Genomic DNA, 21,332 nt, shown 5'->3' with positions numbered 1-21,332 from the left:
ATCAAGCACAGCGGACGCCAATGTAGCCGCACCGCTGGGAAGCCTTCCAAGAAGACGCCAGCACAAGACATGAAGCGCGCGTAGCTTGGCGGACCATCGAACAATCCTCCGCATATCTTGTCGGCACGAAGCCCGGTCCGCCAAATTGTTTTCTGATTTGTGACAATGGAAACCGGTCAGAATTTCGCCGTGCCACGGACGTACCAGAATCCGCCATTGAAGCCGATCGGAGAGAATCGCAGATATTTGAAACCATTACCGATTTGCGATGGCCGCGCCTCGCGATCCGGATAGTTGTTGAAAATATTACTTCCGCCCGCGGCCAAGGTGAAATTATCGGTCAGCCGATAAGATAGCTCGGCATCGACCAATATCTCTGCCGACCCTGTCTGATCATTGGCTAGATTGGGGCCATAATCGGTCCACTTGCCATAATAGCTCGCGGTCGTTGTGAATCCGATGCGGTCGCCATGATAGTTGAACGACACATTCCCTTTCCAGTTGGGGACGAAGTTTTCCAGCTCGAGCAACCGTTCGCGATCCCCTGCGATGAGCGGACCAGCCCGAGTGACCTTATTTTTGGTGTAGTTGACGTTGGCGCCCAGTGTTGCTTTGCCGTCGAACATATTGAAACCATAGGTGAGGACGGCATCGACGCCTTGCGTTCGGCTGTCGAACGCGTTGCCGAAGAACTGGATCGTCCGGAAATCGCCGCCGCCCGGGATGCCCGCTGCAACCAGCTGATCGCGCTGTGCCTGGGTCAGCGTGAACCCGCCCGACAAGCCAATGCGATTGTCCACCTTGATGTTGAAATAATCGAGTGTGAAGGTCAGCCGCGACGTCGGCGTCAGAACGATACCGGCGGCAATGTTGAACGACTTTTCAGGACGAAGCGGTTTGGCACCAAAAAGTTGCGCAACCGGATTGCTGGGTGATACGATACCGGTGATGAACGGTTGACCCGTAATCGCGTCGATATTCGCAAATGTTGAGGACACGTTTGACTGGCCAGGTGTCGGCGCCCGGAAACCGGTGTTGACCGAACCGCGTACCGCGATGGCATCCGAAAATTCAATGCGGCCATTGACCTTCCAAGTGAATGCCGAGCCAAAGTCTGAGAAATCCTCATAGCGGGCGGCGAGACCGCCACTTAACCAGTTGGCGAGATTGCCTTCGAGAGCCGTATAGGCCGCCCAATTGCTGCGTGAAAAAGTGCCGGCCTGCGAGGGCCCAAGGCCAGGAAAGCCGCTTGAACCCGCTGGCAATCCTACCCGGTCGGTCGGATCGGGGGTGTCGGGATCAAGAACCGATGCGAAGGGCCCCACCTGATAGGATGCGAGTTCACCTGGGGTCACTTCCCACACTTCACGGCGATATTCGAGACCCCCCGCTAGCGTCAGCGGTTCGGCCAATCCGAAATCGAGCGGATAGGTCAAGTCGAGGTTGGCGTTGCTCTCGCGCTGCTCGAGCTTGCCCGTGTCGAATTCAGTCGGCGACAACGGCCCAAGCGACGGGTTGACCGTGTTCGAAAGATGATAGTTGACGCTATTGCGACCATAGGTGCCGCTAAGGTCGTAGGTCAGGTCGCCCACGAGAGTGCCGCGCAGCCCACCGACGAGCGATGAATCACGGATCGTCGCGCTGAAATCGGGCGCAAAGCCGCCAGGAAATAGCGTTCGGAAAGTGAAGCGTGGTCCGCCGGGCGTTTGCGTGAGCGGGACGCTCGTGAACAGTGAGTTGGTGAGCGGGTTGCGATAGAAAAATGCCGTCGTCCCGGCGCTCCAGCTATAATTACCGAAGGCATAAAATTCCATCGTGTCGGTGAGGTTGACGCCGGCGTTGACAAAAATGCGTGCCGCCTCGGATTTGGGATTGCCTGTGCGTTGTGCAGGAACGGGTACGCCTTGAACCCCCATGTCGATAAGCGCCTGCGCGTCTGGCCGCTGGTTTTGCCGCGAAGTGATGCCCGAGTTGCTATATTCAGCGCTAATGTTGACGAAACCGTCCGGCGTGAACGGCAGGCCGATATTGCCCTGGATGAGCACATCCTTGCCGTCACCTTTATAATATTGGCCGTAACGGGCGATCAGGGTTCCACCCTCGCGATCGGTGCGCAACCGGAAATTAAGCACGCCCGCGATCGCATCGGAACCATAGTTTGCCGAGGCGCCGTCGCGGAGAACCTCAAGCTGCTGAATCGCGATCGACGGTATCGTCGCCAGATCGGGTCCCTGCGATCCACGGATATACGGGATGTTGGACAGTTGCACGGTCGCGCCGCGATGCCAGCGTTTACCATTGACCAGCACCAGTGTCTGGTCGGGTGGCAGTCCGCGCAAGCTGTAAGGCCGTGTGAACACCGAACCATCGTTGCTCGTAAAGCGTTGAACATTGAGCGCCGGCACCTGTTGACGCAAAATATCGGTTAAGTCGGATGAGCCTTGGCTGAGCAGTTTTTCCGAACTGATGATATCGATCGGCGTCGGAGACTGCGCGGCGGTCAAATCATTGCGGCGGGTGCCGGTCACGATGATTTCATTGCTCCGATCGGCGTTGGCCGGATCCGCAGGCATGTCCTTCGGCGACGCATCGGCTTCGTGCGCCTGCCCTGTCGTCGCGAGCCCCAACGCAAGGAATGATCCCGTCGCCATCGCCGCTGCTAAATTCGCTTTTCGCTTGGTCATGCTGATAGTCCCCTCCTCGGTAAGCCCTTCGTCTTCGCGAAGTAGCCGTGTGCAATCATCGAAGCGGTGATAAGCGGAAAGGGATCGAGACTCCAAGATAAATGCAGAGTCATTGCATCTTTCGACAAGGTTATAAGAAATTGTTATGGGTTGGTTATGCCCGAATGTCCCTTCTTTGCGGTTTCAGCAAACCAAACTGGACTTCCACCAATCGCCAGCCCCCAGACCCGTACCCCTCACGAGCGCATTGCTCCCCAAAGAGTCGCCACACGGACCAAACATTCGCAGAGGTTCGTTCCTTTACTGCGCCATGCTGCGGAGCGAAAATGGTCGCCCATCGACCTAGGTCTACATTGACAGATGTGGACGCGATATCGCCTCGATCTTTGGAGACCTGCAAAACGCCGTCAATGCCAAGGTTAAACTGCCACCAGGCGTTAGCGTCGCCTATACCGGACAGTTCGAATATATGAAGCGCGCCGAACAACGGATGATGATTGCCGTGCCCGCGACATTGCTCATTATTTTCATCCTCCTCTATCTGATTTTCAAGCGCCTCGACGAAGCGCTGCTGGTGATGGCGACGCTACCGTTCGCGCTCACCGGCGGGCTATGGTTGCTCTATCTGTTAGGCTATAACCAATCGGTCGCGACAGCCGTCGGCTTTATCGCCCTCGCAGGCGTCGCGGCGGAGTTTGGCGTTGTGATGCTGATCTATCTCAAGCAGGCGCTGGCCGACCGCGGGCCGAACCCGGATGGGGCACAAATCGAGGTGGCGGTTCGCGAGGGAGCGCTGCTTCGCGTCAGGCCCAAGGCGATGACGGTTGCGGTGATCCTCGCTGGCCTGTTGCCGATCCTCCTCAGCGGCGGCACGGGGTCAGAGGTGATGCGCCGCATCGCCGCACCAATGATCGGCGGCATGTTCACTGCGCCGCTCATCTCTATGCTCGTCATCCCGGCGGGATATCTGATGCTTCGGCGGCGTTCCGCCAAGGCCAACAAAGGAGAAACAGCATGATGAATAGTGAAATGCATATGTCCGCAGCTATGATAATCGGCATGGGAATTGGCTGGATCGTCGTGCTTGCGTTCCTGATCCTCGGAATTGCGGCGTTTATCAAATATCTGCGGTCGATGTGACCAAGTCGGTGATGAAACGGCAGCAGGGCGCGAACGTCTGACCTGCAAATTCCTTGGCAAATGACGAGTTCGCCGTGCGGGAACAGTTAGTCTTCGAACTCGCACAGCTCCATCTGGAGCCGTGCGGGAACAGATAAAGCGCAGGACCGCGAATCGTCCCGTGGTGACCATCGACAATGCTGTTATGGTCATGCAAGGGGCGTGAGCAGGAATCGTAAACCCAAGGCTCTCAGTGACTGAAGATGGCATCTTGTTTTTCCTTATTGTAGCGCTTCCGATTGCGACGCTATGTGGTGCTTACATATCGGGCGGGCGGCGATCGCGGACGAAATCGCTCATGCCGCACATTTACTTCGGGACAGGAATTGCCCTGTTTGCAGCATCGGTGGTCTGGCCGTTCGAAAACTTGGCCCGCGACAATTTCTTCGTTCATCAGATCGGGATACTCATCGCACGTATCGTAGCGCCAATGCTCGTTATCTTCGCCTATCCTGCGGCGACTCTCGTTCGCGGGCTTCCGCGTTTTGCCCGCACACACCTTTTGAAACCTGTGACGGCGGCCAGATCAACCCGTCTTGTCTGGCGCTGGTTTCGCATGCCAGCGCTGGCGACTATAATCTATATAGCGACCTTATATTTCTGGGAGCTGCCCATGATGCAGGCTCGCGCGATTTTGAGCGCCGAAGTCGGCGCAGCGATGCACCTGTCACTTTTTGCCTGCGGGCTCCTGTTCTGGGGCAGGGTGTTCGATCGCCGCCCGCAACCCCATGGCTTGAGTCATCCGACACGATTGATGATGCTCTGGCTTGCTATTTTGACGCAGATCCTTGCTGGCGCGACGATTACGCTGAAATCTATACCATGGTATTCTACTTACGCTCCAGCCGGTCAATTGGATATCGGACAGCAGCTAACCGTCGAGGCGATCGGTGGCATGACCATTTGGATTCCGAGCAGCGTGGCGACGCTTATTGGACTGATCATCGTTGTCGATATGTGGGGAAGGCACGAAACGCGGATGGATATTCGTCGAACCACCTGGTCGCCTTCAAACTCGGCGATTTTACTCTATCCTGAAACGGCGCGCGCGCTTCGCGCTTCGACCGCCCAAAAGAACCGAAAGCTCGCCCTCTCGATGCTGATGTTTGCGCTATTCATCGTGACCACGGCTTTTGCGACCGCGATTGCTTATCGGCTATCCTGAAAGAATATCGGGATTGTTCAGGCAATTTTCATGCGGAGACTTTCTTCGCCCCAAAGCATTTCCTGGAACAATATCCTCCTCATCTGACTTCAAATCGCCATCGAAAGTCGAATAGAGAGATAATTGTCCGTCACATCGGAAGGGCGATGGACCGCTAAAGCAAGGCCGATCGCTTCCAAGCTAGTCGGTCGGGCGCGGAATCTGCGCGATGATCGTGTCAGCCAAAAAGGGCCCTTCGCCCTCGCTCTAGCCAAATGGCCTCTAGCGCCAGAATCTTAGCGATAACAGCCCGAGTTGCATCAAATTTCTAAACCTAGAATCGAGTCTTCTCCTTCCACATCAACTTCCCATTTTTTTCATGTGACGAGCCCGAGTGTAGCCGCCCAAATGAGAGCGACGCCAAGCACGCCACGATAGATTACGAAAGGCCAAGCGGAAAAACGCTCAAGTACGCGCATTAAACCCCAAATCGCGCCAAAAGCTGAAATTGACGCAACGACAAGACCGACGAGAAGGATGAGCCAGCCGTCGAAAGATAGATGGGCGTTGTAAAGTTCCCAAAGCTCCTTTGCTCCCGCGAGCGCGATTGCCGGCAAACCAATAAGGAACGAAAATCGTGCCGCCTCCTGCCGCTTGAGACCAAGCGCAAGGGCTGCGGCTAATGTCGAACCCGAGCGCGATACGCCCGGTATCAAAGCCCCGATCTGGGCAATGCCCACGATCATCGCGTCAATGACGGTCACATTTTCGAGTGTCCGTCTGTGACGGGAGTAAATCTCTGCAAGCGCCAGGAGGATTGCCATGACGACAGAAGCCCAGCCGATGACTGTGAGTGTTCGCAGCGAGGAACCGCAGGCGTTCAGCCTACTTGACAACACCAAGCCCATCAGACCAATCGGGATTGTCGCAAGCAAAATCCAAAACGAAAAACGCAAATGTCGGTTCTGGTAATCTCGATGCGCCAAGGCGCGAATCGAACCCGTGGCCAACTCGCTCACGTCACTCCAAAAATAGCTGACGACGGCTGCCAATGCTGCAAGTTGCATGGCTGCAGAGAAAGCGGAGCCGGGATCCTGCCACCCAAGCAATGCCGGTACGATCCGCATGTGCGCGGTCGAAGAAATCGGTAGCAATTCGGTGATTCCCTGGACAACACCTAGCAAGGCGACCTTGGCATAGCCCAACGCCACAAATCCGGTGTCGACGCCATTTGTGCAAACTTCCGTCATATGTTCTTCTCTGTTGGCGAGCGCACCTCATATGCGTTCGCATTGACCTCGTGACACAAAATCCGACAGCGCATGCAGCAGGAGATGGAAGCGACCTGGCGTCGTCATCATGATGTCACCATCGATAAACCCGGTGTCCGGTGCGTGCCATAATTCGCGGCGCTGAGTGGTTTGCTGCTGAGCTGCACCCTAAACTCCAGCTCATCTTTGGCTCCGGCATTCACGGCACCGTCTCTGCCCCCACCGCCACGAGACGCACCCGGTCAACGATGTTGCCGGCGCGCGCGGCCATAAAAACATAAGGCGAACCTCTCGATGCGCCTTATGTTTAGCCCAGCACAGCCGAAAAGCCCTGCCGCGATCACCGCTATAATTCCGGCGGGCAATAGTGGTTGCCCCGCGAATAGCTCGCGAACCATCCCGAAGCTAACCCCGGTGCTAGAACCGAGCGTGAGATTTATAAATGGTGCGAACTCCATCGTGCGCGGTGGAGCAATGGCCGAGTTGTGGGTCAGCTGCTTTGTAACAATGTCGAGAGCGAGAGCGATGGCAAGCGCGGTGCCAGCCAGCGCGGCGCGGCGAAGCAAGATAACAGATGATGGCATAATCAGCGCGCCGCGCCGGAAGCAGCGACCTTAGGCGCCGCATGGGCACGCATCATAGCTTCAGATCCCCCTGATAGACCGTCGCGCACAAATGTAGCCTGACCACGGTCGAGTAAGCGAAGGCCATTCAGAACGACCAGCAACGATGCGCCGACGTCTGCAGCGATCGCACCCCATAGCGATGCAAAACCTACCAGCGTCAGTGCGGCGAACAACAGCTTCACGGCGATAGAAAACGCTATATTTTGATGGATGATCGCAAGTGTCGCGCGCGAATGCCGGACCAGCCAGGGAAGCTTTGAGAGGTCGTCGGACATGAGCGCGACATCGGCGGTTTCAATGGCAGCGTCGCTCCCCATCGCGCCCATCGCGATGCCGAGATTGGCCCGCCCCATTGCGGGAGCGTCGTTGACCCCATCGCCGACCATGGCCACGGACCCGTAGCGCCGCACCAAATCCTCAACGGCTGTTACCTTATCACTGGGCAGCAGTTCGGCGCGGACTTCGTCAATACCAGTTTGCATCGCGATCGCCTCTGCCGTCGCCCGGTTGTCCCCCGTGAGCATAACAACGTGTTTGATCCCGGCGCGGTGAAGTGCAGTGACAATGTCCTTCGCCTCAGGTCTGACGGCATCTGCGACGGCTACCAAACCCCAGACTTCATGACCCTCGCCTATCGCGACGATAGTACGACCGGCCTTTGAGAGTTCCTCGGCCCGATTTAGGACCATGTCCGATGTGATGCCTTGCTCGCCGATGTAGCGACGCGAGCCAAGCCATATTTCGCGACCGGCCACTTGACCGGTGACGCCTCGACCGATGATTGCCTGGACAGCTTCCGCAGGCTCGGCGGCGATCCCGATCTCAGCGGCCTTCGCTAAGATGGCGCGAGCAATCGGGTGCGCGCTTCGCGCCTCCAGGGCCGCCGCCAAACCGATAAGATCCTGCTCGCTGCGGCCTCCAAATGGCACGATCTCGACAACCTGAGGCTGTCCTTCGGTGAGCGTTCCGGTTTTATCCATGGCGATGGCTTTGAGACGCGCTGGCGTTTCGAGATGTGTGCCGCCCTTCGCTAGGACGCCTTGTTTCGCCGCACCGGCTAGCGCAGCCACGATCGTCACCGGTGTCGAGATCACGAGGGCGCACGGACATGCGATTACGAGGAGAACGAGAGCCCGGTAGAACCAGACTGCCCATGCATCACCTAAAAGCAGAGGCGGAATAAGGAAGATTGCAATAGCGAGTACCATCACAACGGGCGTGTAGACTCGAGCAAACTTTTCGACCCATTGCTCACTAGGCGCGCGACGGCTTTGCGCCGAACCAACCATACGGATGATTTGGGCAAGTGTCGTGTCATTCGCCGCTTTGGTAGTCGCCACCACAATAGCGCCCTCTCCGTTGATGGTGCCGGCGAAGACTTCGTCGCCCTCCGCCTTGAATATAGGGAGGCTTTCGCCGGTGATCGGCGCTTGATTGACCTCGCTTTCACCGGAGATAACCCGGCCATCTAGGGGCACCTTGTCGCCCGGTCTGACGATGATGCGCATGCCAACACTCACTTCAGCCGCAGGAACTTCGCGCTCGGAGCCGTCCTCGAACCGGACGCCCGCTGTCAGCGGCGCGAGTTCCATAAGCGCTGCCACGGCCCGACGCGCACGACCGAGACTCCACGCCTCAAGCGCAAGTGCCAGCGCAAAAAAGAATGAGACGGTAGCTGCCTCAAACCATGCGCCAATGCCGATCGCGCCCGCGACTGCGATCATCATCAACAGATTCATGTCGGGGCGTAGACGCTTGGCTGCGAGCCATGCCTTGGGAGCGACGTAGCGCGCCGCGCTAAGCACGGCGAGTGCGTAAAGGACCATGCTCGCCAGTGGTGTCGAGCCCAATGCGTGTTCGCCTGCTTCAAAAGCCGCGATCACCCCGCCGCCCAGCCAAGCATGGACAGCAAAGCCTAGCGCCGTAAACAGGCCGCTTGCGATAGTCAGCCTTGACTGCACCCGCTTGCGGCGCTCTTCGGTCTGCGCTTCTTCGCTATCGGTGCCTTCAGTCCATGGCTCGGCGCGCAGACCGGCACGTGCGACTGCTTTCTCGATTCGGGCTTCGAGAGCCGCATCCGGCTTCGTATCGATCGACATTCGGCCGTTGAGGAGATCGAAGGCGAGCTTTTCTTCGCCGACGAGCGGACCAACCTCGCGTCTCAGTGCAGCGACCTCGTCGGCGCAGTCCATGCCATGGATGCGCAATACGATTTGACCAAGAAGATGGGTCGGTATCTGTGGGCTGAGTGCTTCCTGCACCTGTCCCCCGCAGCACATCTCGCCTTCCGCCGATTCAGCGGGTTTCGCTGTGCCTGCCCGTTCTGGCTCCTGCAGGAAATGCGCATGCATTCCGGTCGTCGCGACCGCCCGCTGAATGCCGTCGATTGTCGAGGCGTTATCGGAGTGAACCTCCATGATGCCAGCTTGCGTATCGAAGGACAATCTGTCGTCGCCGCCCACGACAAGCCCCACTGCGGTGCGCAGTGCGCGAACCTCGGTCTGGCAGTCCAAACTTTCGATTTTGAACCGCAGGGAGCGCGAGGTGTTCCGTGTTTCAATAAGAATTTTTGTCATCGCATAATTACCGTGAGTTGAGGCCGGTGCAAAAGGCGTCCGCCGCATTGGGATGTGCTATACAATCTGTAGTCACTACAGAAGCAAGGGGTATCCTTCTGTCATGGCAACCGAACAGGATGATTTTCGAAGAACCGATGCCCGACCCGGCCCCAGGTTAATTCGCAAACGCTTTCCGTTTCTAGGTATGGTCGGTTGGCCCACCGGCGGGATAGTTATCGAGAGCGCCACAATCCGGTATAACTGCAGGTTCGGTTCGCGATCAGCCCGTGTAGAGGACAGAGAAATCTGCCCACTGAACGCGTGAACTTACGCGGAACGGGCAGGCTGTGATGCGCGGGTTTCGCTGGATAGCCGAGTGCGAGCGTTACGGTTCGTCGGTTGAATGATTCCCTGATCAGGACTTTTCGTCGGCCGGACCTGACGGGGAGCGGTGATCGGCCAGGACTTCAATGATCCGGCAGTCGGCGACTTTGCCGTTGGCACACGAGCCAATCATACGATCCAGCTCCTCCTTCAATCCCAGCAGACGTGAGATGCGATCGTTGACAGCGGCGAGCTGGTTCTGGGATATCCGGCTGACTTCCTCACAGGAAGCGTCGGGCATCTCCCTTAGGCCGAGCATGGCCCGGATGGCCACGATCTCGAAGCCGAGTTCGCGCGCATGACGAATGAAGCTGAGCCGCTGAACATCCTCTGATCCATAGAGCCGCCGCCCACTCTCGGTCCTGTCGGGCTTCGGGATGAGGTCGATCCGCTCGTAATAGCGGATCGTTTCAATCTTCACGCGGGCCCGACGGGACAGTACACCAATTGTAAACATCACTAGCTCATCCTGTAGCCACTACAGAATGGGGTAGCAAGCTGCTCGGAGCCTGTGAAGCCTGGAATTTCAATTGCAACCGATGCCCCATCCAGTATCCGTGCTTCAACCTTCGACATGAGAGAAGGCGGCGCATCAGAACGAGAGCCACTACGACATTGACGATCAGGGCAAATGCGGCGTTGCCACGCATTTGCCTGGCCTCGGCGACCGCTGCGTTGAGCGAACGCCGGGCCGCAAAACCGATAACATGCAAAGCTAGCGTACCGAGCAAGAGCTTTGGGTAAGTGCGGCGCGCTCCCTATTGCGCACTCCAGGCAAGCTCCACGACGCCGACGAGGGTGATCGAGCGCAGCGGCCCTGAGCGCTTGGCAGTCGGTGATCAACCAGCCGACGGTCAGTCATGGGTTCATTTATGCCGCATGCATTTAGTGTCGGGGCAAGCAGTTTTGAGACCAACTCAAAAAGCCTTACCGAGGCTTTGTAAGCCGAAACAAACTGATCGCCCCTGTCGGCGTTTGAATGACATGCTTGGGCATCACTATTTCTCCGGAAAGCTCACCCAGTATCTCTTCCAGCGCGCCATCGGCGTTTGGTTGGGTATCCTTCACGCCATCTATGCGCTGTACGGTCCAGCGAAACAAACGACGCATCGTCCGGCTTCGCTGATAAGCATAATCGGCGATGTGCAGCTCGCCGCCGGGCCGCAACGCATCAAACATGGCCCGAAGCCCGATGCATTTTTCCGCCAAGGGCATCTGATGAAACATCAGGCTGGAGACGGCCTTGTCATAATCTGCCGGGCTGCTTGCGGCATCGCGGACGAAACCCTGTCGCCATTCCACATCAATGTCCTTGGCTTCTGCCTTGCGTTCCGCCAGCGCAAGCGCTTCCGGATCGGGATCCAGCCCAATGACCTGGGCTTTCGGCGCCTTCAGTTTCAGCATGATCGCGAGTGTGCCGGTGCCGCAGCCGACATCAAGGATCGTTTCGTCATTGTTCGGGGCAACCTGAGCCAATAGGGCGTCTCGCCAAACGCGTTCGCGTGTTAGGCGGCGTGGACAAATTTGAGCCAGTATCTAGCTGATGCGATATGGACCATGGACAGGAAGCTCTCGGCGAGTTGATCGTAGCGGGTGGCGATTGCGCGGTTGATTTTCAGGCGACCGAAGAAGCGCTCGATCTGATTGCGCTCCTTATAGAGCGCCCTGTCATATTCGATTTTCACCCGCCGATTTGAACGACCCGGAATGACGGGCTTTATATCGCGGCTTGCAAGGTCGGCCCGGATAGCATCGGCATCGTAGCCCTTGTCGGCCAGGAATGCCTTCGGGGTCCGCTCCGGCAGGGCGATGAGCGTGTCATAGGCCTTGCAATCGGCTGCTTCACCGACCGTCAGGTGGAAAGCGAGCGGTCGCCCGAGGGCATCCGCCAGGCAGTGAAGCTTACTGGTGAACCCGCCCCGCGAGCGGCCAAGAGCGCGTCGATGAGTCCCCCTTTTCCGCCCGCTGCCGAGACGTGGGCGCGAACTGTGGTGCTGTCGATGCTGTAGTGACCCGTGTCCGCCATGATCTCGGCCAGCGTCACCGACACCGCTTCCCAGACACCGGCTTCGCTCCAGCGCCGGAACCGTCGGTAGATCGTGTTCCAGTTACCATATTTGGGCGGAACATCGCGCCACGGCGTGCCGCAGCGCAGCCGCCAAAGTATCCCATTGATGATCGAGCGGTTCTGCGCAGGCAGGCGACCACGGCCTCGGTTTACTGCATCAATCGGCAGCAACCCCTTCAAAACACGCCATTCTGCCTCGGTAAGATCGCCTCGGCTCAAACCTGCCTCCAAAAGGCAGCCTTGAATCAAGCACGCAGCAATACGTCAACCAATTTGTCCACGCCGCCTAGCAATCGAATCGCGAGGTCATAAGCCCAAGTGAATTCAGTTCGTCCTAGCGCTGGAGTAAATGACTGTTCCCCATTCTTCGTCTGGCTCATCTCAAGAAACTCGCCATAATAAACGCATAAATGTCGGCATGCCAAAGACCCGACAGCTTATAGTATGATACCATTTTGCTTTCTCCAATATTCAGTTGTTAAATTAAGTCTGGCTGTGCTGGCATACGTTGCGTTCTATTGATCGGAAACCCATCCCTATTAGCTCGTTACAAGAAATTGTCCCATCATTCCGGCGTCTTCATGCTCAAGAATGTGGCAATGGTACATGTACGGCAGGTCGGGATCGGTATATTCCTCGAAACGAAGCAGAAGGCGGACGGTTTCGCCAGGGGCGACCACTACCGTATCTTTCAAACCTTGTTCCGCGGTGTCCGGCTTACGGCCATCGCGGTTGAGGATGCGGAACTGCACGTCGTGAATATGGAAGGGGTGTGCCATCATCGAGGCGTTTTCAACCTGCCAGATCTCCGTCGTTCCAACCTTCACCGTTTCGTCGATCCGCTGCATATCCATCGACTTGCCGTTGATGGTAAATCCCCCGCCGCGCATCATCCCCATGCCCATACCCATATTCAGCACGAACCGCCGCGTTCTTACCGCGTCGGTCGGCTCGATCCGGGGAAGCAAAATCAGTCGGCTCGGCATAGAGATCGCCTTGCGCCTTTGAGCCGAAGGCAGGATATCGAGCGCGGTGAAACGCCGTGCTTCATCCATCATGCCCCCCCGCCGTTCGCCGCCCCTTCGCATTCCGCCATCCATCATGTCTCCGCGGGAATCGCGGCCCTCCCCCATCTCGCCGCCCATTCGGTCGTTGCCGCCGCGCCTGCCGCCGCCTTCCATACCTCCTCCCATCATCCCCATCATCCCCATGGTTTCGATACTATCCGCAAGAAGCGCTATGGGGCGACCATCACTCAGATCGACGACGATCTGCGCGCGCTCACCGGGGGCAAGAACGACGTTGGTCGTACGATATGGCTGTTCCAGGAGACCGCCATCACTGGCGATCTGGTTGAAGCTCCGCCCGTCCTTGAACGCGAACTTGTAGAACCGGGCGTTCGAACCATTGAGGAGGCGGAGACGCAAGAGGTCGCTACGCGCCTCGAATACCGGATCGACCGTCCCGTTGACGAGCAGTGTATCGCCTCTCATCCCCATCATGACAGCGTCCATCGACGTCGAATAAGCAAAGCTGCCATCGCGATTGAAGGCGCGGTCCTGAACGATCAGCGGAATATCATCGACGCCATAATCATTGGGCAGATCGAGCCGCTCGCTTTCGGTATCACGCACATAGATGGCGCCGGCCAAACCTTGATAAACTTGTGGTCCGGCGCGCTGGTGGGCGTGAGAGTGATACCAGAACATCGACGCGCGCTGCTTCACTTCGAAGCTTGGCGACCAGGTAGTGCCCGGCGCGATCGGCTGATGAGGCCCGCCGTCGGCACGTGCTGGCAGATGAAAGCCGTGCCAGTGAACGGTTGCCGTTTCGGAAAGGGCGCTGCTGACGTTCATGCGCACAGTTTCCCCAGCACGCATTTCAAGCGTCGGGCCAAGAAAAGGCTGGTTGATGCCCATCGTGGGTGTATCGACCCCTTCAAAAAAGCGAGACACGCCGGATTGGAGGTTCAGATCAAACGTTCGCACGCCATTTTGGAGAGCGCCCGCGTAGAGTTCCGGTATTAGCAGCGGGTTGCCGACGCTGGAGGAGGTAAGCATAGCTTGACCACCGCCGAGCAATTCTCGGCCGACCAGACCCCCGATCACGAGTGTGCCGCCGCCAAGCGCCACGACACCAAGTAGAGATCGTCTCTTCATCATGGATGTTCCTCCTGAGTTTCATGGGAAAAGGGCCAGTTTTTGCCGCTACCGCTCCAAAGCCGAGTGCGATTATGCTGATCCATATGATCTACGCAAGGAGCCGAAACCTTTTGTAAGCCACTGCCCCTTGCGCTGATGTTCGAAGTGAGGAGAAGCGTGATCGTCAGAAGCTTGCAGCCAGCCTCGTTGCGTTTGTTTGGGTCTAGACGGAAGGCCTCTTCAAATTCGGGCGATCCCCTTATGCCCATTCGCCATGCGAAGTCAGGGGGTCGCCGAAGCCGAACGAGGACGGCATCGGCCGACAAAATTGTTCCGGCTGCACCCTGATGCCAATAGCTGTAATTCAACCGCTTCGGGTCCACGGTATGACTCGCAAAATCGGTGCCGGGATGCCAGTCGCGGTAGCGGTCGACATCGAACAGCAGACGCCACACCCGTGCCAAGGGAACTCCCAGGGACGGCGTGCTAGCGTCGGTAAACATCGCGATGGCACCCTGCCCCGGCTCAGTGGAAATAGTCCCGCCTCACCCGATAGGGATGAGGCGGGTGGACACCGGTAACGGGGGACCACCGGCTCCGAGCTTGTAGGTTGATCATGCGGGAAAGTCCTGCGGCCACGCGGCCTTGCCGCCGATGATCTCGACCGCTTCGAGTGTGACAAGGCCGATGTCAGGCACATCCTTCACCATAGTTGCGAAGGATCGCAGCAAGGGCTCGGTATCGATGATCTCGATCACGACCGCGCGGTCGCTTTCGAGAACGTGCTTTCGATGGAGATGCGCCGAGCGGCCAAAGCCGAGCATCGCTTCGAGTATCGTCACGCCGGCGAGCTTTTGATCGCGGGCGAGTGCGGCGATGAACTCGAACACCCGCTGATCTCCTAAGAAGGCCGATTCATCGGTATAGATGCGCATCAGCTTGAATGTTTGTTCCATGTTTTTCTCCATCATTCGATCGTTGCAGGGACTGGAGCGATGTCTTCGGGTCTTTTGCGGCGCCACCCCCACTTCGTGCCGAGCACAACCTTGGTCAGCGCCGGAAGCACGAGCAAAGTCAATATCGTCGCCGCAATCAATCCGCCTATCACCACGGTTGCGAGCGGCTTCTGCACTTCAGCGCCAGTGCCCGTCGCCAGCGCCATCGGAACGAAGCCGATCGCCGGAACAAAACCGGTCATCAACACAGCCCGCATCTTGTCAGCCATCCCGGCGCGGATAGCCTCGGCCAAGGACAAACCATGTTGGAGCTGTTCGCGAATGGCGGTCATCACGACCAGACCATTAAGAACCGCAACGCCAGCCAGAACGATCAGGCCCACCGCCGCTGAAACCGAGAAATTGATCCCGGTGAGGGCGAGCGTGAAGATCCCGCCGGCAAGACCCAGCGGCACCGCCAGAAAAACCGCCGCCGCGCGGCCGAAGCTGCCCAGTGCCATGAACAACAAACCGAATATGCCGACAAAGACCAACGGCACGACGATCGCCAGCTTCTTCGTTGCCGCCTGCAGGCTTTCAAACTGTCCGCCCCATTCCAGATAATAGCCAGCGGGCAGATTAACCTGCGCGATCTTGGCCTGGGCTTCCTGAACGAACGAACCCGCGTCGCGCCCTTCCAGATTGACCTGCACCGCGATCCGCCGTTTGCCATTTTCGCGTCGCACCTCGTTTAGCCCTTCGGTGAAGCGGATCTGGGCCACTTGCGAGAGCGGGATTTGCTGTCGTGTCTGGCCGTCCTCTTGCGGCAGGAGCACCGGGAGCGTCCGAATGTCATCCAAATTGGTGCGGACCGCATCGGGAACCCGCACTATGATATCGAAGCGGCGATCCCCTTCGTATAAAAGGCCTGATTCCCGGCCACCCAATGCCGCTGCGACGGTGTCGGAAACCTCTTGAACGGTCAGGCCATAACGCGCGATCATGGCGCGATCGAGCTGGACGTCCAGCATCGGCGCCCCACCCACCTGATCGGCTTTGACGCTGCCCGCGCCTGGAATGGCCTGCAATACCCGCACCATTTCATTCGCCGCCAGCGACATTTTGTCGAGGTCGTCACCATAAAGTTTGATCGCGACATCCCCGCGAACGCCCGCGATCAACTCGTTAAAGCGCAGTTCGATGGGCTGGCTGATTTCGTATAGCTGACCCAGTTGACCGCCTGCAGCCTTTTCGATCCGCCGGATAACGTCCGCCTTGGTCTTGACGCCTGCCGGCCACTGGTCCTGCGGTTTCAGGATCACAAAGCCATCCGACACATTGGTAGGCATGGGATCGGTGGCGACCTCGGCGGTCCCCGTCTTCGAGAAGGCGAGCTCCACTTCGGGCAGTTTTTTAAGCGCTGCCTCAACCTTGCGCTGCATGGCCACCGACTGTTCGAGGCTTACCGATGGCACCCGCGTCGAGGCGAGCGCTAGATTTTTCTCGTCAAGTTGCGGGATAAATTCCGATCCCAGCATCCCGAACACCGGCAGCGAGGCCAGAAAAAAGGCAAAGCCTCCCAGAATGAAGGGCCATGGCCGGGCGATTGCCTTGTCCAGAAGCGGGAGATACCGATCCTTGGCTTTGCGGATCAGCCACACCTCTTTCTCCGAGACCCGTCCGCGTATCAGCAGCGCCACCAGCGCCGGAACGAGCGTGATGGCAATGACAAATGCCGCCGCGAGCGCGAGCATGATGGTAATGGCCATCGGGGTAAAGGTTTTGCCCTCGATGCCGGTAAACATCAGCAAGGGTGTAAAAGCCAACAGGATGATCGTTTGCCCGAAAACGGTCGGTTTGATCATAGCCTGCGCGGCGTGCATCGTCTCTTCCAACCGTTCGTGCAACACCAGCAACCGGCCTTCCGCCTCTTGCCGATGAGACAATCTGGCCAGACAGTTTTCAATGATGATCACCGCACCATCGACGATCAGGCCGAAATCGAGCGCGCCCAGGCTCATCAGATTGCCCGGGACGCGAAAGGCGTTCATCCCCATAGCCATCATCAGAAACGAAAAAGGGATAACAAGAACGGCAATAATTGCTGCGCGCCAGTTGCCAAGCAACAGGAACAAGGAGGCGGCAACCAACAGTGCGCCTTCGGTCAGATTGCGTTCCACCGTCCCCACCGTCGCGTTGACCAGCTTGGCGCGATCAAGGACAATCTTGACGTTAATGCCCGGCGGTAGCGTCTTCGCCACCTGGTCGATCTTTGCTGAAACATCCTGCGCAACGGTTCGGCTGTTTTCGCCAATCAGCATAAGCACGGTGCCGATCACCGCTTCCTTGCCATTCAGGCTGCCCGCGCCGGTCCGCAAATCGCCACCGATGCGGACATCGGCGACTTGCCCGACAATCACCGGAACGCTGCCACGCGAGGCGACGACCGCATTGCGAATTTGATCAACCGATCGCACCCGCGCATCAACCCGGACCAGATAGGCTTCGCCCTCGCGGTTGTAATAATTGGCTCCGACCGCCAGATTGGCCTTTTCAAGCGCCTCACCAAGCTCGCTGTAGGAAATGCCGAAATTGGCCAACTTTGTAGGGTCGGGTTCGACGACAAAGGTCTTGGCATAACCGCCGATCGAATCGACCCCGGCCACCCCGGAAACGGATTTCAGCTGCGGTCCCAATATCCAGTCCTGGACCGTGCGCAGATATCCTGCTTTGGCGACATCATCGGTGAGCAGATCGCCCTCAGGCGTCAGATAATTTCCATCGGGCTGCCATCCCGGTTGTCCCGCAACCTTTTTGGCTCCCTTTCCGTCGGGATTGTCAAAACCGACCGTGTACATCACGATTTCGCCAAGCCCCGTTGTCACTGGCCCGATTTGCGGTTGTACGCCATCGGGCAGGCTTCCTGTCGCCTGTCGTAATCTTTCGCCGACCTGTTGGCGGGCAAAATAAAGATCGGTCGATTCCGAAAAAATCGCGGTTACCTGGCTGAACCCGTTGCGCGAAATCGAACGGGTCGTTTCCAGACCGGGAATCCCGGCGAGCGAAATTTCAACCGGATAAGTGACCAGCTTTTCAATCTCGACCGGCGAAAGCCGCGGATCGATGGTATTGATCTGGACCTGGTTGCTGGTGATGTCCGGAACCGCATCAATAGGCAATTTGGTCAATTGCCAGATGCCCAAACCGGCGATGATGAGGAACAGGAATACGACGCTCCAACGGGCCCGGACGGCGAGGGCAATAAGATTGGCAATCATGGCTTATTCCTCCTCGCCCGCGCCCTTGCCGAGCTCGGCCTTGAGCAGGAATGCGTTTTTGACAGCGATCATGTCGCCGCGCTTAAGTCCCTCGCGAATTTCAACCCTTCCGGCGCTGCGCTGACCTATGGTCACGCGACGCGCCCGAAACCCCTTCTCTGTCCGCACGAAAACCACGTCGCGACCGGAGAGCGTTTGCAGCGCTTCTTCTGCAATGACGACGCTGTCTGAGGGTTTGGCGCCCACGCTCGGCATCAGCCGCACACGGACCGCAAGGCCAGGTTGAAGGGTTCCGGTCACGTCGAGCACCGCCGTTGCCGAGCGTGTGTCGCCAGCGAGGCCCGGCGTGACGGCGCGGACACGCGCCTCGATCGTCCGACCGCTGGCGAGCTCGACCACCGCACGGTCGCCCGCCGCTAGACGCTGCGCCTCGGCAGGCCCCACCGCCGCTTCGATCTGCACTTGCGAAGGGTCGGCGACCCGGAACAATTCGGTCTCGGGTTGCACGAAAGCACCAAGACTGACGTTCCCGGCTGTCACCCGACCCGAGATCGGGCTTGCGACGATAACGCTGCTGCCATCGCGCGTAATCTGGGCGGCGGTTGCAGCGGCCTGCGCCCGCCGCGCTTCGGCGCTGGCGACGGCGGCCTCGGCCTGCGCCTGCTCGAGATCCACCCTCGCCGACACTTTTTGTTCGAAGAGGGTCTGTTCACGAGCAAGATTGCGTTGTGCAAGACGCGATCGCGCTGCCGCGACGGACCGATCCGCCGCAATCTGCGCAGCGTCGCGGCTTTGGACGATAGCGAGCGTTTCGCCCGCACGGACGGGATCGCCAAGGCGCTTGAACACGCGGGTTATCGCACCGCCGGCACGCGCGGTGACGACGGCTTCACCGGTAGGCGAGGCCGTTACCGTCGCTTGCGCGATGATTTCCGAACCAAGCCCGCCGGTGCCTACAGCCTCGACGCCGATCTCGGACGAGCGAATGCTGGCATCGGTCATATCCAGATGGTCGGGCATGGCCTCCGGTTCGGCTTGTGCCGTGGCTGCATTTTCAGCAGGCGCTGAGTCAGCGGTGCAGCGCGCCACGGTAAAGCCGGTGGCGGCCGCGAGCGCGATGGCGCCGGCCACGCTGCCGAGCAGCCGCTTGTCTTTCGTGATCATTGCGTATCTCCAGATTCGATGACGTGCGGCAGGGAACCCGGTAATGGCGGGGTCGAGCCGGAATAGTGATGCGATGCAGATATGGACGGGGCGTCGAGGGTCGCGGTCATGGCGCCTGCTCCCCGTCGACCCGTCCGGCCGCTTGACGCGAGAGTTCCGCGCGCGCTTCGGCGCGGTCACGTCTAGCCCTTATGAGAGCAGCCTGCATGTCAGCATAGGCTTGCTGGGCATCGAGATATTCGATGAGCGATGATTTGCCCGCCCGATAGGATAGCTCTGCCAGTCGCACCCCTTCGCGCGCTTGGGCGACGCCGCTGCCTTCAAGCGCCGCGACGCGTGCCTCGGCACTTGCCAGTTCGGCTTCGCTGTTGGCGATCTGGGCCCGTGCCACGATCACGACATTCTCGCGCCGGGCGGTCGCAGCCTGGATATCGGACCTGGCCGCAGAAACATTGCCCTGATTGCGATCGAATATCGGCAACGGTATCGACACATTGGCAATTAAGGCTCTGTCGCCGGTCTCGCGCAACTGGCGCACCCCAATGCCCACCGCAGGATCGACGCGGCCTTCCGCGCGCGCCTGTCCCAATTTTGCAGTTGCGATGACCTGTTCAACTTCGGCGAGTTTTACATCGAGGGTGCTGCGCGGGTCGATCTGTCTCGGTTGCACCCACAAATCGCCATCCCGCAGCGCGGCGGGCGGCGCGTCGGCGCCCAGCGCTGCCGCGAGCGAACGGCGGGCAGACGCTTCGTCAGATTCGGCTGTCCGTAACGCCGCCGCCGCCTGAACGAGGGCAGCATCGGCTCGAAGGCCGCGGAGCGGTGGCTCGTTGCCGGTATCGACCATCACCTGTGCGACCCGGGCGAGCTCGCGTGCGCGAACCTCATTGTCCCGCGCCAGGGCGAGATTGTCGCGCGCCGCAGCTGCGAGCGCAAAGAGATTGCGAACATTGAACCCCAGATCGGCGCGCGCGATCTCCAAGCGATAATAGGCCGCGGCGAGTTCGGCATCGGCAAGCGTCATGCGCGAACGGCGGCGCCCGCCGAGGTCGAGCCGTTGATTTACCGAAACCGTCGTCTCGACGCCGTTGAAACCCGAATAAGGTCCCGTTCCGGCGAAGTTCTCGACATCGATATTGAGGATGGGATTGAACCGGAAACTCGCTTGACGCGCGCGCCCACGCGCGGCCTCGACTTCGGCACGGGCGGCGGCGATCCTTGGCGAGCGCGCTTCGGCTTCTTCAAGGGCTTGAGCAAGCGACAAGCGCGCCGGCAGCGGCCCCGAGGGCATAGGCGCACCGGGCGTGGCTGGCGGCCCGATGTTCTGCGATAGCCTGTCCTGCGCAACGGACGGCGCGGCACCAACGCTCGCCGCAAGCGCCGCGAAAGTCGCGGCGACAAAGAAATTCTTCATGAAAGGGAGACTCCTGACGTACCAAGCTGCATGCCCGACAAAGTCAGGCGCAAATCAAATGGTCGTCAGGCGATTGGGGGTCGAAAGGTCCCGATGAAGGTCGATAGCGGCAATTTGGCCATTAAGAGACGAGGCGCCTCGTCGCGTCGCAATATGTCGCCGTCACCCACAATAACATCGGCAGCGATTCCTACACAGTGACCGTGGCAGCCTTCATAATTTCCCGGCTGCACTCCGTCGTCCGAGCTGGATTTCTTGGATTTTTCGAAGCTGGATTCCTGCGGAGCATAGTCTCTTTGTGCCTCGTGTGACAAACTAAGACCCTGCATTCCTTCGCTAGGTTCCAGCGCATCTGCGATCGAACCCACGACCGTACCGGCCAGCAGAAACAAACTTGCGACGAGGATGAGTATCCGGTTCATTGCAATCGCGCCCCTAGCATCGCCCACACGCATTGAAAAGAAAAACTTTGCTGCGCTACGACCC

General features: G+C 58.7%; 14 protein-coding genes and 2 pseudogenes. 3 read left to right on the top strand and 13 right to left on the bottom strand.

Annotation, left to right across the window (positions count from 1 at the left end; genetic code table 11):
* Positions 1-176: 176 nt before the first annotated feature.
* Complete coding sequence (locus ACR3XE_RS04820; RefSeq protein ID WP_486185948.1) at positions 177-2,684, bottom strand: TonB-dependent receptor plug domain-containing protein; 2,508 nt, start codon at positions 2,682-2,684, stop codon at positions 177-179.
* Between the two features lie 310 nt (positions 2,685-2,994).
* On the opposite strand from ACR3XE_RS04820, the pseudogene ACR3XE_RS04815 reads away from it, so the two are divergent.
* The 3 genes and pseudogenes from ACR3XE_RS04815 to ACR3XE_RS04805 form a co-directional block, all read left to right on the top strand.
* Positions 2,995-3,702, top strand: a pseudogene (locus ACR3XE_RS04815) (efflux RND transporter permease subunit); the annotation flags it as partial.
* A complete protein-coding gene (locus ACR3XE_RS04810; RefSeq protein WP_473698743.1) occupies positions 3,699-3,824 on the top strand; it encodes a hypothetical protein in 126 nt (41 codons plus the stop codon). The pseudogene ACR3XE_RS04815 and the gene ACR3XE_RS04810, both read left to right, overlap by 4 nt.
* Positions 3,825-4,056: 232 nt before the next feature.
* The gene (locus ACR3XE_RS04805; protein WP_486185947.1) at positions 4,057-5,028 is read left to right on the top strand and encodes a cytochrome c oxidase assembly protein; all 972 of its coding nucleotides are present in this window, start codon (positions 4,057-4,059) and stop codon (positions 5,026-5,028) included.
* 356 nt (positions 5,029-5,384) lie between these two features.
* Here ACR3XE_RS04805 and uppP read toward each other — a convergent pair whose 3' ends face one another.
* From uppP to ACR3XE_RS04745, 12 genes and pseudogenes are all read right to left on the bottom strand, one after another.
* Positions 5,385-6,257 (bottom strand): undecaprenyl-diphosphatase UppP, encoded by an 873-nt coding sequence (gene uppP, locus ACR3XE_RS04800; RefSeq protein WP_473698745.1) that lies wholly within the window; start codon positions 6,255-6,257, stop codon positions 5,385-5,387.
* A gap of 607 nt (positions 6,258-6,864) precedes the next feature.
* Positions 6,865-9,480 carry a heavy metal translocating P-type ATPase gene (locus ACR3XE_RS04795; RefSeq protein ID WP_473698746.1) on the bottom strand — a complete coding sequence of 872 codons (2,616 nt, stop codon included), beginning with the start codon at positions 9,478-9,480 and terminating at the stop codon, positions 6,865-6,867.
* Positions 9,481-9,877: 397 nt separating this feature from the next.
* Entirely contained in the window at positions 9,878-10,303 is a 426-nt protein-coding gene (locus ACR3XE_RS04790; RefSeq protein WP_486185946.1) for a MerR family transcriptional regulator, read from the bottom strand.
* A gap of 470 nt (positions 10,304-10,773) precedes the next feature.
* Complete coding sequence (locus tag ACR3XE_RS04785; RefSeq protein WP_486186013.1) at positions 10,774-11,370, bottom strand: class I SAM-dependent methyltransferase; 597 nt, start codon at positions 11,368-11,370, stop codon at positions 10,774-10,776.
* A pseudogene (locus tag ACR3XE_RS04780) lies at positions 11,352-12,085 on the bottom strand (IS5 family transposase). The gene ACR3XE_RS04785 and the pseudogene ACR3XE_RS04780 overlap by 19 nt, the downstream one beginning before the upstream one ends.
* A gap of 368 nt (positions 12,086-12,453) precedes the next feature.
* Positions 12,454-14,076, bottom strand: a complete 1,623-nt coding sequence (locus ACR3XE_RS04775; RefSeq protein ID WP_486185945.1) for a multicopper oxidase family protein — start codon at positions 14,074-14,076, stop codon at positions 12,454-12,456.
* On the bottom strand, positions 14,073-14,558 hold the full coding sequence (locus tag ACR3XE_RS04770) for an SRPBCC family protein (RefSeq protein ID WP_473698751.1): 486 nt from the start codon (positions 14,556-14,558) through the stop codon (positions 14,073-14,075). The genes ACR3XE_RS04775 and ACR3XE_RS04770 overlap by 4 nt, the downstream gene beginning before the upstream one ends.
* A gap of 111 nt (positions 14,559-14,669) precedes the next feature.
* On the bottom strand, positions 14,670-15,011 hold the full coding sequence (locus ACR3XE_RS04765; RefSeq protein WP_473698752.1) for a DUF190 domain-containing protein: 342 nt from the start codon (positions 15,009-15,011) through the stop codon (positions 14,670-14,672).
* Positions 15,012-15,022: 11 nt separating this feature from the next.
* Positions 15,023-18,268 carry an efflux RND transporter permease subunit gene (locus ACR3XE_RS04760; protein WP_473698753.1) on the bottom strand — a complete coding sequence of 1,082 codons (3,246 nt, stop codon included), beginning with the start codon at positions 18,266-18,268 and terminating at the stop codon, positions 15,023-15,025.
* Positions 18,269-18,271: 3 nt separating this feature from the next.
* The gene (locus ACR3XE_RS04755; RefSeq protein WP_486185944.1) at positions 18,272-19,432 is read right to left on the bottom strand and encodes an efflux RND transporter periplasmic adaptor subunit; all 1,161 of its coding nucleotides are present in this window, start codon (positions 19,430-19,432) and stop codon (positions 18,272-18,274) included.
* A gap of 106 nt (positions 19,433-19,538) precedes the next feature.
* On the bottom strand, positions 19,539-20,846 hold the full coding sequence (locus ACR3XE_RS04750) for a TolC family protein (RefSeq protein ID WP_473698754.1): 1,308 nt from the start codon (positions 20,844-20,846) through the stop codon (positions 19,539-19,541).
* Between the two features lie 65 nt (positions 20,847-20,911).
* Entirely contained in the window at positions 20,912-21,268 is a 357-nt protein-coding gene (locus ACR3XE_RS04745) for a hypothetical protein (protein WP_473698755.1), read from the bottom strand.
* Positions 21,269-21,332 lie beyond the last annotated feature (64 nt).

Source organism: Sphingopyxis sp. 10G20-10 (assembly GCF_057365075.1).
This window is presented reverse-complemented; position numbering and strand designations above follow the sequence as displayed.